The following is a 12243-nucleotide window of genomic DNA, read 5'->3' on the forward strand; positions in this document are numbered from 1 at the left end:
ACGCCTACTCGCGCGCGGCTGTGGCGTAAAACGAACCGAAGTTTTTGTGCCGCTTGTTTACAAAAGCGGCGTCTTTTGAGCCTCAAACGAAAAAGGCCATGTCGCGAGGAGCATGGCCTTTTTGTATTCAGCCGCGCTTGAGCTGGGTCACATCGCGCACCGCGCCGCGGGCGGCGCTGGTGGTCATGGCGGCATAGGCTTGCAGCGCGGGGGAGACGTGGCGTTCGCGCTTGGGCGTCCAGGCGTCTTTCCCCTTGGCTTGCATGCGCGCGCGCCGGGCGGCCAATTCATCGTCGCTCACCGCCACGCGCAGCACGCGGTTGGGGATATCGATCTCGATGGTATCGCCCTCCTCGACCAGGCCAATGGCGCCGCCCTCGGCCGCTTCCGGCGAGACATGGCCGATGGAGAGCCCCGCCGTGCCGCCGGAGAAGCGGCCATCGGTGATGAGCGCGCAGGCTTTGCCCAGGCCCTTCGATTTCAGATAGCTGGTCGGGTACAGCATCTCCTGCATGCCGGGGCCGCCTTTCGGGCCTTCGTAGCGGATCAGCACGACATCGCCCGCCTTGATACGGTTGCCGAGAATGGCGGAGACCGCGTCATCCTGGCTCTCAAAGATGCGGGCGGGGCCAGAGAATTTCAGGATCGAGGGATCGACGCCGGCGGTCTTCACGATCGCGCCATCCAGCGCGATGTTACCGGTGAGCACGGCGAGGCCGCCATCCGGGCTGAAGGCATGGGCGATGTCGCGGATCACGCCTTTCTCGCGGTCCGTATCCAGCGCCTCATAGCGGCGGGACTGGCTGAACGCTTCGGTGGTGCGCACGCCGCCGGGCGCGGCGCGGAACAGGGTGGAGGCGGCATCGTTGCCGGTATGGCCGGGGGCGCAGATATCCCAGGCGGCGATGGCGTCGCCCAACGTGGGGGCATGCACGGTCGGCACGCCGGTATGCAGCAGCCCGCCGCGCGCCATCTCGCCCAGAATGGCCATGATGCCGCCGGCGCGGTGCACGTCTTCCATATGCACATCGGCCTTGGAGGGCGCCACCTTGCACAGATTGGGCACGTGGCGCGAGAGCCGGTCGATATCCGCCATGGTGAAATTCACCCCGCCCTCCTCGGCGGCGGCCAGCAGGTGCAGCACCGTGTTGGTGGAGCCGCCCATGGCGATGTCGAGCGACATGGCGTTCTCGAACGCCTCGAAGGTGGCGATGCCGCGGGGCAGGGCGGTGGCGTCGTCCCGCTCATACCAGCGCCGCGCGAGGTCCACGATCTTGCGCCCGGCTTCGAGGAATAATTCCTTGCGGTCGGCATGGGTGGCGAGCAGGCTGCCATTGCCGGGCAGCGAGAGGCCGAGCGCCTCGGTGAGGCAGTTCATGGAGTTGGCGGTGAACATGCCGGAGCAGGAGCCGCAAGTGGGGCAGGCGGAGCGCTCCATGCCCGCGGCCTCTTCGTCCGACACGTTGGGGTCGGCCGCCGCGACCATGGCGTCGATCAGGTCCAGCGCCTCGGTCTTGCCGCCATGGATGTATTTGCCCGCCTCCATCGGCCCGCCGGAGACGAAGATGGCCGGGATGTTGAGGCGCATCGCAGCCATCAGCATGCCCGGCGTGATCTTGTCGCAATTGGAGATGCAGACCATGGCGTCGGCGCAATGGGCGTTGACCATGTATTCCACCGAATCCGCGATCAGCTCGCGCGAGGGCAGGGAGTAGAGCATGCCGGAATGGCCCATGGCGATGCCGTCATCCACCGCGATGGTGTTGAACTCCTTGGCGACGCCGCCCGCCGCCTCGATCTCGCGCGCGACCATCTGGCCGAGATCCTTGAGGTGGACATGGCCGGGCACGAACTGGGTGAAGGAGTTGACGACGGCGATGATCGGCTTGTTGAAATCGCCATCCTGCATGCCGGTGGCGCGCCACAGCGCGCGGGCGCCAGCCATGTTGCGGCCGGAGGTGGAGGTGCGGGAGCGGTATGCGGGCATGGGTGCGTCCTGAGCTGAGGGCCGGAAAATGATGGCTTCCGGGTTATCCCTCTATGTAAGGAATGGCAACCGCCAAGGCCAATAGTGCTTGCTTGGGGGGCGTGGCTGGGCTACTCGCGCGGCATCATCAAGCAGGAGCCAGTCCGATGACCGCCATTGCCGATATCGTCGCCCGGGAAATTCTCGACAGCCGGGGCAACCCCACCGTGGAAGTGGATGTGCTGCTGGAATCCGGCGCGTTTGGCCGCGCCGCCGTGCCGTCCGGCGCCTCCACCGGCGCGCATGAGGCCGTTGAGCTGCGCGATGGCGACAAGAGCCGCTACAACGGCAAGGGCGTGCTGAAGGCGATCGAGGCCGTGGAGGGCGAGATCCTGGACACCATCGGCGGGCTGGATGCCGAGGACCAGGTCGGCATCGACAATATCCTGATCGACCTGGACGGCACCCCGAACAAGGCCCGCCTGGGCGCCAACGCCATTCTCGGCGTGTCGCTGGCCCTGGCCAAGGCCGCCGCCGTCGATAACGGCCTGCCGCTCTACCGCTATGTGGGCGGCGTGTCGGCCCGCACCCTGCCGGTGCCGATGATGAACATCGTGAATGGCGGCCAGCATGCCGACAATCCGATCGACATCCAGGAATTCATGATCCAGCCGGTTGGCGCCTCCTCGATCGCCGAGGCGGTGCGCATTGGCGCCGAGATCTTCCACACGCTGAAGAAGAAGCTGCACGATGCCGGGCACAACACCAATGTCGGCGACGAGGGCGGCTTCGCTCCGAACCTGAAATCGGCCGACGAGGCGCTGGGCTTCATCGCCAAGGCCTGCGAGGCCGCCGGGTATAAGCCGGGCGAGGATGTCACCTTCGCGCTGGATTGCGCCTCCACCGAATTCTTCAAGGACGGCGTGTATAAGCTCGAAGGCGAGGGCAAGACCTTCGACGCCGGGCAGATGATCGACTATCTGGCCGATCTGTGCGCGCGCTACCCGATCGCCTCGATCGAAGATGGCTGCGCCGAGGATGACTGGGCGGGCTGGAAGATGCTGACCGAGCGTCTGGGCGGCAAGGTTCAGCTGGTGGGCGATGATCTGTTCGTGACCAACCCGGTGCGCCTGCGCCGCGGCATCGAGGCGGGCACCGCCAACTCCATCCTGGTGAAGGTGAACCAGATCGGCACGCTGACCGAGACGCTGGAAGCCGTGGAGATGGCCCACCGCGCCGGATACACCGCCGTGATGTCGCACCGCTCGGGCGAGACCGAGGACGCCACCATCGCGGACCTCGCGGTGGCGACCAATTGCGGGCAGATCAAGACCGGCTCGCTGGCCCGCTCCGACCGTATGGCGAAGTATAACCAGCTCATCCGCATCGAGGCCGAGCTCGGTGGCACTGCCCGCTATTATGGCCCGCTGATGCGCCGCGTGTAAGCGCCGCGCCGCGGCACAAATGAAAAGCCCCGGCACTTGCCGGGGCTTTTTTGTTACGACCAGCTATTGGTGTCGATGCCGCCGCCGCCGGAATCATCCCAGCCAGGATTGCCGAGCAGCCCGTCATCGCGGCCCGGATCAGGGAAATCCGGCGTGGCCGCCTGGGCTGAGCCGCCGCCCATCATGCCGTCGATAATGCGCTCACCGGCCGCGAACCCGGCGCCCGCCGCCAGCCCGCCGAGCAGCGAGCCGCCCAGCCCGCCGCCGCCAAAGCCCGCGAACCCGCCGCCCGGACCATAGCCGGGGTTGCCGTAGCCGGTCGGTCCGCCCGGCATGCCGGGGGCGCCATACGGCGCATAAGCGCGCCGCCGCCCGAACAGCCGCAGCAGCAGGAACATCAGGACCAGACCGCCAATCACCATGAGCGCGGGGCTGGCATGGTGCGCGGCTGGGCGCGGCGGCGCGGCGGCGACATGCGCCTGCAGGGCCGCGACGTCCTGCGCATTGGCAAAGGGCAGGCCGGGCGCGATCTGCTGCGCCTTGGCCAGGGCCTGGGCGGCGGCGGATTCATGGCCCTGGGCATCCTGCGCCTCGGCCAGCAGATACCAGGCGACGCCGCTATTGGGGTGCTGCGTCAAAACATTGTTGAGCGCCTGCACGGCCTGGGTCTCCTGACCGGCGGCGATCATGGATTGAATGTCGTGCGGCGTCTGCGCCTGCGCGGCGGTGCCGAGCAGCAGCGCGCCAGCCAGCGCGAACGGGGCAAAGAAGACTTTGTTCATCGAAACTCCTGTGTCTGCCCCCAATATGGGGGCGACGGGTCAATATCCATGCGGGTATATTAGCACACCGCTTTGCCCGAGGGGATGAAATGCGTGCGCCAATTGGGTAACGGCCTGTTACGCTCCGGCAGAGGTATTAACGGCTAGTTAACCGTTTTAGCGCATTCCCTACGAAATCGGTTTTCGTTGCGCCGTATTGGGGAATCCGCTTAGACTCGGAGTCGCGGGGAGAAACACTGAGGCTCGGCGTCCCAGCAGCGTCTCACCCGGCACATCTGGCCGCAAGGAGACTTGGTGATGACGAGCCTCGCCCTTCATGAAGACGATACCGCCACCGTCTCGAATCCCCTCGATCTGGTTGAACAGGTGATCGCCGGCAATGACTGGATGTTTGACCGCCGCTCGGATGCCGAGCTGGCCGCCGAGGCCAATGGCAAATGGTGCGATTACGGGCTGTTCTTCTGCTGGTCCGACGAAATCTCGGTGCTGCATTTCTCCTGCGCGTTCGACATGAAGGCGCCGGTGAAGCAGCGCGCGGCGCTGTATGAGCTGCTGGCCAAGGCGAATGAGCGGCTCTGGGTCGGGCATTTCGGCATGGATGAGGAAACCGGGATGCCGGTGTATCGCCAGACGGTGCTGCTGCGCGGCACGCCCAGCGCCTCGGCCGAGTCGGTGGAGGATATGGTGGACATCGCCATCACCGAATGCGAGCGCTTCTTCCCAGCCTTCCAATTCGTGCTCTGGGGCGGCAAGAGTGCCGATGAGGCGCTGGACGCGGCGATGCTGGAGTGCGCCGGCGAAGCGTGACATAACGCCGCGCATGACTGATCTTCCCTCCCTCCTGCTCGTCGGCGGTGGCCGTATGGGCGGCGCCATGCTCGCCGGCTGGCGCGAGCGTGGCCTGTCTCAGGCCGTCGTCGTGGACCCTTCGCCCGAGGCCGCCAAGCTGGCGGGGCCGGGCGTGACCGTGGTACCGGCGGCGGCGGCGATCCCTTCGGGGTTCGCGCCCGCCGCCGTGGTGCTGGCCGTGAAGCCGCAGATGGCGGCCGAGGCGCTGCCCGCCTATGCGCGATACGCGGGGCAGGCGGTATTCATTTCCATCATGGCAGGCAAGACCGTGGATGCGGTCAGCCGGATGCTCGCCGCCCCGGCGGCGATCGTGCGCGCCATGCCCAATACCCCGGCGGCGGTGCGCCAGGGCATCACCGTGGCCTATGCCGCCGCGGCGGTGACGCCGGCGCAGAAGACCCTGGCCGACACGCTGCTGGCCGCCACCGGCGAGATCGCCTGGGTGGCGCAGGAGGGGCTGCTAGACCCGGTGACGGCGATCTCGGGCGGCGGTCCGGCCTATGTTTTTCTGCTCACCGAGCTGATGGAGCAGGCGGGGCTGGACCAGGGCCTGCCCCCGGCGCTGGCGCGGCAGATGGCCCGCCAGACCGTGATCGGCTCCGCCGCGCTGCTCGCGGCTTCCGACGAGGATGCGGCGCAACTGCGGATCGCGGTGACCTCGCCCAAAGGCACGACCGAGCGCGCCCTGGCAGTGTTGCGCGCGGATGACGCCTGGCCAAAAACGTTCAAACAGGCGATTCAGGCTGCAACAGAACGGTCACGAGAGCTCTCGTCTTAATTTACATTCCAGGACCTGATTGCTACACCCCGCCCGTCAAGACCTGTACCGGGAATAGCCAGCATGAAGATTGTCGCCTGCAACAGCAACCGCCCACTGGCCGAAGCTGTGGCGGCAGGGTTGAACCTGCCATTGGCGAAAGCCTCGATCCGCCGTTTCGCGGATATGGAGGTGTTCGTCGAAATCCAGGAGAATGTGCGCGGCGAGGACGTGTTCGTTGTCCAGAGCACCTCTTACCCGACCAACGACAATCTGATGGAGCTGCTGATCACCTGCGATGCGCTCCGCCGCGGCTCGGCCCGGCGCATCACCCCGGTGATCCCGTATTTCGGCTATGCCCGCCAGGACCGTAAATCCGGCCCGCGCACCCCGATTTCCGCCAAGCTGGTGGCGAATCTCATTACCGAGGCTGGCGCCAACCGCGTGCTGACGATGGATTTGCATGCCGGGCAGATCCAGGGCTTCTTCGACATTCCGGTGGATAATCTGCCTGCCGCACCGCTGTTTTCGCGCGATATCGAGGAGCGCTTCGCCAGCCGCTCGCCGATGATCGTGTCGCCCGATGTTGGCGGCGTGCTGCGCGCGCGCATCATCGCCCGGCGCCTGAACACCGATCTCGCCATCATCGACAAGCGCCGCGAGCGCGCCGGGGTGTCCGAGGTGATGAACATCATCGGTGAGGTGAAGGGGCGCGACTGCATTCTGGTCGATGACATCGTCGATTCCGGCGGCACGCTGTGCAACGCCGCCGAGGCGCTGCTGGCCGCGGGCGCGAAATCGGTTGAGGTGTATGTGTCGCACGGCGTGCTCTCGGGTGGCGCGGTGGCGCGCATCGCAGCCTCGCCGATCGAGATGATGACGATCACCGACTCGATCATGGCCACGGAAGCGGTGCGGCTCGCGCATAATATCCGCCAGCTTTCCATTGCCCCGCTGCTGGCCGAGGCGATGCGCCGTATCTCCACCGAAAGCTCGGTCAGCTCGCTGTTCGACTGACAGTTTCGCAAAACATAAGGGAAGCGCCGATGAAACTCTTCTATTTTCCGGGAGCCTGCTCAATCGGGATCCATGCGCTGCTGGAGGAGATCGGCAAACCCTATGAACTGCTGAAGGTCGATTTCCTCACAGGTGCTCAGTTTAAGCACGAATATACCGACATCAACCCGAAGGCGAAGGTGCCGGCCCTGCTGCGCGACGACGGCACGCTGGTCACGGAATGGCCCGCGATCGCCTGGTATTTGGCGAAATCCAACCCGCAGCTGGGCATGATTCCGGCGGATCTGGAAGGCGAAACCCGCCTGCTGGAAGTGCTGGATTACATGATCGCCACCGTGCATATGCGCGGGTTCACTCGTATCTTCCGCTCTGGTGCGTTTACCCCGACCAAGGCGGACGAACCGGCCGTGCAGCAAACCGGGCGCGATATTATCGCTGATGGCTTCAAGCTGCTCAGCCATACGCTTGGCGAAAAAACCTATCTCCTGGGTGAATATTCGATCGGCGATCTGGCCTTGTTCATGCTCGAATTCTGGGCCGGGGCGCGGCTGAACCTGCCGATGCCCGAGAACCTGAAGGCGCATTATGAGCGCATGTGCGCCCGCCCGGCGGTGCAGCGCACGCTGGCGGCGGAAGGCTTCGCGTAAGCCCTTGGCCCTGCCTCGCGTTCCCTTTTGGTTTCTCCGCCACGGCGAGACGGATTATAACGCTGCAGGGCTGAGCCAGGGCGCGCTCGATATCTCGCTGAATGCGACCGGCCGGGCCCAGGCAGCCGCGGCCGGGCCAATGCTGGCGGGGCAGGGGATCACCACGATCATCTGCTCGCCGATGCAGCGCACGCGCGAAACGGCTGATATCGTGAATGACTTCCTGAATCTGCCGGTAAGCTATGAGGCCGGGCTGCGCGAGGTGGTGTTTGGCGGCATGGAAGGCAAGCCGCTTTACCCGTGGTTCAGCGAGTGGCTGGAAGGGCGCTACACCCCCGAGGGCGCGGAGACGTTCTTTGAGGTATTGGCGCGGGTTGAGGACGCGATGGAGCGGGTGCTGAGCGGTAGGCAGGGGCCGTTGCTGATCGTGGCGCATGGCGGCATCTTCCGCGCGCTGCGCGACCTGATGCGCCTGCCCAAGCAAGGGCTCACCCCCAACGCGGTACCAATGTTTTGCGTGCCGGAAGATGATGGCTGGCAGGTACGCCTGCCAGAGCAGGACGCTTGATGCGCCTAGCTGGTTAGCGCCGCCAGGGCCATGCCCGCCAAAAAGGCGAGGCCGATGATCGCGGGTTTAGGCAAGGTGAACTTCATAGGACAACTCCATCGGCGCGCTATATGGGCGCAAAACGCCCGCGGGAGTCGCGATGATTCCACGCTTTAGCCATGCGGCATATGCGTTACAGTTTTAATGTTACGGCAACCGGCACGTGATCTGAAGGCTGAGCCCAATCCCGTGCCGTGCGCAGCACCTGACAATTTTGCAAGCCGCCGACAAGGTCTTGCGTGACCCAAACATGGTCGAGTCGGCGCCCGCGGTTGGAGGCCGCCCAGTCGCGGTTGCGGTAGGACCACCAGGTGTAAAGTTTTTGGTCCGCCGGAACGAAATGGCGCATCGCGTCGTGCCAGCCTTGCGCCATCCAGGCATTCAGCCCCGCGACCTCGACCGGCGTGTGGCTGACGACATCGAGCAACTGCTTGTGGCTCCAGACATCATGCTCCAGCGGCGCGATGTTGAGGTCGCCAACCAGCACCGCGCGATGCGGCGGATAAGCGGCGAAATGCGCTTTGGTCTCGGCCAGAAAGTCGAGCTTATGCGCGAATTTCTCGTTCTGCGCGCGGTCTGGAACATCGCCGCCCGCGGGCACGTAGAAATTATGCAGGGTGATCGGCGCGCCGCCGGTCTCCACCTCGGCGGAGATATGGCGGCAATCGGTTTTGCCGCACCAATCCGGCGTGTTTTCGGCCAGCCGCAATGGCAGGCGCGAGAGAATGGCGACGCCGTTATAGCCCTTCATGCCCCGCTTGAGCATGTGCGGGAAGCCGATCTCGGCGCCGATGCCTTCGGGGAACAGCTCATCCGGCACCTTGGTTTCTTGCAGGCAGATGATATCTGGCCGCAGTTCGGCGACGAGCTCGTGCAGTAGCGACTGACGCAGACGCAGCGAGTTGATGTTCCAGGTGGCGATGGTGAGTTGCATCGGGCCTTCCTACAGCAGCCGGCGCGAAAAACTACCCCCCGGAAGGCTGCGGCGCATGCGCCTCAAAGGTGAACAGCGAGTCGGGGTAAGGGCCGCCGGGCAGGATGTCATACAGGCTGACTCGGGTCTGCTTGCCCTGAGCGTCGGTGACGACCCATTGGCGCAGTTGCAGCGGATTGGTGCCGAACACCAGGGTGAGCGTGCCCTGGCCCGGCTTATCCTTGCGGATCAGGGTGATGTCATCCTCGCCGGGCAGGCGCTGGATGCCGGTAATGACGGTGTTGGAGGAGGTGAGATTAACATGCTCGGCCAGCAGGATGCCGAGCGGCGTGCTGTTGAGCGGGATATAGGAGGTCTGGTTCACCGATGGGTCGTGATACACCAGCGTGCCGAATCCGGCGACGAGTAGCGCTGGATCGGGCGGATCATATTGAAAGCGCATGCGCCCGGGGCGCTGCAGCCAAGCCTTGCCAGTACGGGTCGAGCCATCCCACGCGACCTGAAGGAAATTGGCGCTCAGCCCCTTCTGGTCGTTGAGATAGGCCTCAACCTGCGACACCAAGGCCTGATCGTCGGCGCTGAGTTGCAGAGGCGTGGTCTGGGCGGCCGCGGGCGCGGCCACACCTAGCCCCAAAAGCAACGCCGCCAAGGCGCGGCGGCGGATCATGGAGGATTTAGCCGGCGTTGCGGCGGCTGGCGGATTCGGTTTTGTTCGCGGCGAGAGCATCAGCCATAATATGGCGCGTTTCGCGCAGGAAAGCAGCCCCCTTCACGGTACGCTGCACCAGCACGCTGCGCCGGTCGGCGGGGTCAACCTTGCGGCGGATATAATCGAGCTCGCTCAGCCGATCGAGCGCGCGGGTGATTGCCGGCTTCGAGACGTTCAGCTCCTGTGCCAAGCCACGCACGGTATGCGCGCCTTCGGTCAGATAGCAGGTGAGAAACACGCCAAGCTGACGGGCTGAGAGATCGACGCCTTCCCGGCGGACCAGGGAGACGATTGTATCGCGGAGTATCCCAACCAGTTGGTCAGAGGAGAGCGGCGCAGCAGCCATAATCTTTTTATCCTTAAGCATCGAGGTGCGTAATGGTATCGCAACGAACGGCACAGCCGATACGGTGAGAAGATTTAGTACACTAAGTAATTATGAAACTCCAATAGTCGAAGGTTGTATTGGAAGAATTTCTTTGTCGGATTTATTAACGGTTCGTCATTAGCGCCAGCTAACGGTACTGTGTCGAAACGCACAACCTTGGCGTTGATTTGTCCAAAAAAAGCATAAATTTCTGCAATTCTGACGATTATTACACGCTGTTTTAGCGACGCGGCAGCGGCGATGTTAACGGTGTATCGTTCCGGTCTGTTAGATGAAACACACGTTTAACAAGATAATGTAATAACTTAGTGGGTCTGATTTCAGAATGTTTCAAGTGCGGTGGCAAGAGCCCGCAAGGTTTGCGCCTCGCCGCCTTCGGGCCGTCCGGGGCGCGCCGTATCGTTCCAGGCATAGACATCGATATGCGCCCAGGAGATGCCAGCCGCTACGAAACGTTGCAGGAATAAAGCCGCGGTGATTGCACCCGCATGCGGCTTGTTGGAGACGTTGCACAGATCGGCAACCGGGCTGTCCAGCCAGGCGGCATAGCCATCATGCAGCGGCAGGCGCCAGAGCGGGTCGGCGGTTTCCCGCCCCGCGTGCAGCAGGCGCTCGGCCATCTCGTCATCGTTGCAGAATAGAGCTGGCAAGTCTGGGCCAAGCGCGACGCGCGCGGCGCCGGTGAGGGTCGCGGCGTCGATCAGCCAGCGCGGCTTCGCCTCCGCCGCCTCGGCGAGAAGATCGCAGAGCACGAGCCGACCTTCAGCATCGGTGTTGCCGATTTCAACCGAAAGTCCAGCGCGCGTGCGCAATACATCTGAAGGTCGCATGGCGTGGCCAGAGATACTGTTCTCCACACAGCCAATCCGCAGCTCTAAGCGAATGGACAGATTCATTAACATGACCGTCTGCGCCAGGCCGAGCATGATGGCGGCGCCGCCCATGTCCTTTTTCATGCGTAACATCGCCGAACTGGGTTTGAGGTCGTAACCGCCCGTGTCGAAACAAACACCCTTGCCGCAGAGTGAGATCAGGGGGGCGTCGTCGCCGGCTTGGCTGCCACGCCAGCGCAGGATCACGGCCTCCGGCGCGCGCTCAGAGCCCGCGCCAACGGCGGTGAGGGTTGGGTAGCGGGTGGTCAGGGCAGGGCCGTTGACGCGCTCTGCCTGCGCGCCGTGGCGCGCCGCGAGGTGCATGGCGGCGTCAGCGAGTTCGGCGGGGCCGAGCAGGTTGGCGGGTGTGTTGATGAGATCCCGCGTTAGCGTGGCGGCGCCGGCGAGGATCGCGGCGCGGGGCGGCACGCTGTTTCTGGCCAGCTTGGCGGGGGTGGCGGGTTTTTGTTTTAACCGGTCGAACCGGTAGGCGCCGAGGAGAAAGCCGAGGGCGGCATCCTCCGCCGTGTAATCACCCGGGGCGATGGCCCAGGTGCTGCCTGTCGGAAGGCCGAACGCGCAGGCACCGAAACCATGCACCGCTGGGGCGCTGCCGAGGCCGAGCAGGGCGCGGGTTGGCCTGGCGCCGTCGGCCAGCAGCAAAATCTGCCCAGGCGCGGCCGTGAAATTTTGTAATTGCGCGGTTGCCGCGGCCTGCGGCCATTGGCGCAACAAATTGTCCAGCCCGCTGGGCCGCACGCCATGCAACGGCAGGCCCGCCACATCGTCATCCGCCAGCCCCGCGATGTGTCCGCTCATGCTCAAGCCCCTTCGTTGCGGGCGCTCTATAGCATGGGATGCGATCCGCCAATTGACCGCAAAAAACAAAAGGCCGGCGGAGCGGCTCCGCCGGCCTGGTTAGACGGCCCGGCGAGGCGGGTTAGTGCAGACGCTCGATGCCAACAGCGGCGACGCGGCCCTCGCGTTGCTGCAGCGCGAAGCGCACGCGCTCACCCTCGTTGAGCTTGCGCAAGCCTGCATGCTGCACGGCGCTGATATGCACGAAAATATCGTTCCCACCGGTATCCGGGGCGATGAACCCATAGCCCTTACCGGGGTTGAACCATTTCACGACACCCGTGAGCGACGCCCCCTCGGGGCGGTTCTGGTCTTCCTGCACCGTTTCCATTTTGATACCTTTCTTGGCCCGGTTGTCCCGGACATGCGTCAAACCCGCCGGCGCTTTTGTCCGGCGGAGTTAATTTAGGCG

Annotated in this window: 13 protein-coding genes; 6 read left to right on the forward strand and 7 right to left on the reverse strand. The window is 64.5% G+C overall.

Annotated elements, in window-relative coordinates; genetic code table 11:
* Positions 1-127 precede the first annotated feature (127 nt).
* The gene (gene ilvD, locus LI953_RS10985; protein WP_227076127.1) at positions 128-1987 is read right to left on the reverse strand and encodes a dihydroxy-acid dehydratase; all 1860 of its coding nucleotides are present in this window, start codon (positions 1985-1987) and stop codon (positions 128-130) included.
* A gap of 146 nt (positions 1988-2133) precedes the next feature.
* Here ilvD and eno point away from each other — a divergent pair, with 146 nt between their 5' ends.
* Positions 2134-3411, forward strand: coding sequence for a phosphopyruvate hydratase (gene eno, locus LI953_RS10990; protein ID WP_227076128.1), 1278 nt, complete (start codon positions 2134-2136; stop codon positions 3409-3411).
* Between the two features lie 53 nt (positions 3412-3464).
* On the opposite strand, the gene LI953_RS10995 is transcribed toward eno, so the two are convergent.
* Entirely contained in the window at positions 3465-4193 is a 729-nt protein-coding gene (locus LI953_RS10995) for a tetratricopeptide repeat protein (protein ID WP_227076129.1), read from the reverse strand.
* A gap of 297 nt (positions 4194-4490) precedes the next feature.
* Here LI953_RS10995 and LI953_RS11000 point away from each other — a divergent pair, with 297 nt between their 5' ends.
* From LI953_RS11000 to LI953_RS11020, 5 genes are all read left to right on the forward strand, one after another.
* Positions 4491-5000, forward strand: coding sequence for a YbjN domain-containing protein (locus LI953_RS11000; RefSeq protein ID WP_227076130.1), 510 nt, complete (start codon positions 4491-4493; stop codon positions 4998-5000).
* 13 nt (positions 5001-5013) lie between these two features.
* Positions 5014-5820, forward strand: coding sequence for a pyrroline-5-carboxylate reductase (gene proC / locus LI953_RS11005; protein ID WP_227076131.1), 807 nt, complete (start codon positions 5014-5016; stop codon positions 5818-5820).
* A 63-nt stretch (positions 5821-5883) separates the two neighbouring features.
* The gene (locus tag LI953_RS11010; RefSeq protein ID WP_227076132.1) at positions 5884-6816 is read left to right on the forward strand and encodes a ribose-phosphate pyrophosphokinase; all 933 of its coding nucleotides are present in this window, start codon (positions 5884-5886) and stop codon (positions 6814-6816) included.
* 29 nt (positions 6817-6845) lie between these two features.
* A complete protein-coding gene (locus tag LI953_RS11015; RefSeq protein WP_227076133.1) occupies positions 6846-7463 on the forward strand; it encodes a glutathione S-transferase family protein in 618 nt (205 codons plus the stop codon).
* Positions 7464-7467: 4 nt separating this feature from the next.
* Entirely contained in the window at positions 7468-8031 is a 564-nt protein-coding gene (locus LI953_RS11020) for a histidine phosphatase family protein (RefSeq protein ID WP_227076134.1), read from the forward strand.
* Positions 8032-8203: 172 nt separating this feature from the next.
* Here the strand turns inward: LI953_RS11020 and LI953_RS11025 are convergent, their stop codons facing one another.
* The 5 genes from LI953_RS11025 to LI953_RS11045 all read right to left on the reverse strand — a co-directional run bounded on the left by LI953_RS11025 (position 8204) and on the right by LI953_RS11045 (position 12162).
* Positions 8204-9004: an exodeoxyribonuclease III gene (locus LI953_RS11025; RefSeq protein WP_227076135.1), complete on the reverse strand. Its 801-nt coding sequence runs from the start codon at positions 9002-9004 to the stop codon at positions 8204-8206.
* A 31-nt stretch (positions 9005-9035) separates the two neighbouring features.
* On the reverse strand, positions 9036-9671 hold the full coding sequence (locus tag LI953_RS11030; protein ID WP_227076136.1) for an outer membrane lipoprotein carrier protein LolA: 636 nt from the start codon (positions 9669-9671) through the stop codon (positions 9036-9038).
* A gap of 7 nt (positions 9672-9678) precedes the next feature.
* The gene (locus tag LI953_RS11035; protein ID WP_227076137.1) at positions 9679-10059 is read right to left on the reverse strand and encodes a MarR family transcriptional regulator; all 381 of its coding nucleotides are present in this window, start codon (positions 10057-10059) and stop codon (positions 9679-9681) included.
* A 362-nt stretch (positions 10060-10421) separates the two neighbouring features.
* Positions 10422-11792 carry a M17 family metallopeptidase gene (locus tag LI953_RS11040; RefSeq protein WP_227076138.1) on the reverse strand — a complete coding sequence of 457 codons (1371 nt, stop codon included), beginning with the start codon at positions 11790-11792 and terminating at the stop codon, positions 10422-10424.
* Positions 11793-11913: 121 nt separating this feature from the next.
* Positions 11914-12162, reverse strand: coding sequence for a cold shock domain-containing protein (locus tag LI953_RS11045; protein ID WP_227076139.1), 249 nt, complete (start codon positions 12160-12162; stop codon positions 11914-11916).
* Positions 12163-12243: the final 81 nt, after the last annotated feature.

The organism is Acidocella sp. KAb 2-4 (assembly GCF_020567705.1).
GTDB lineage: Bacteria > Pseudomonadota > Alphaproteobacteria > Acetobacterales > Acetobacteraceae > Acidocella.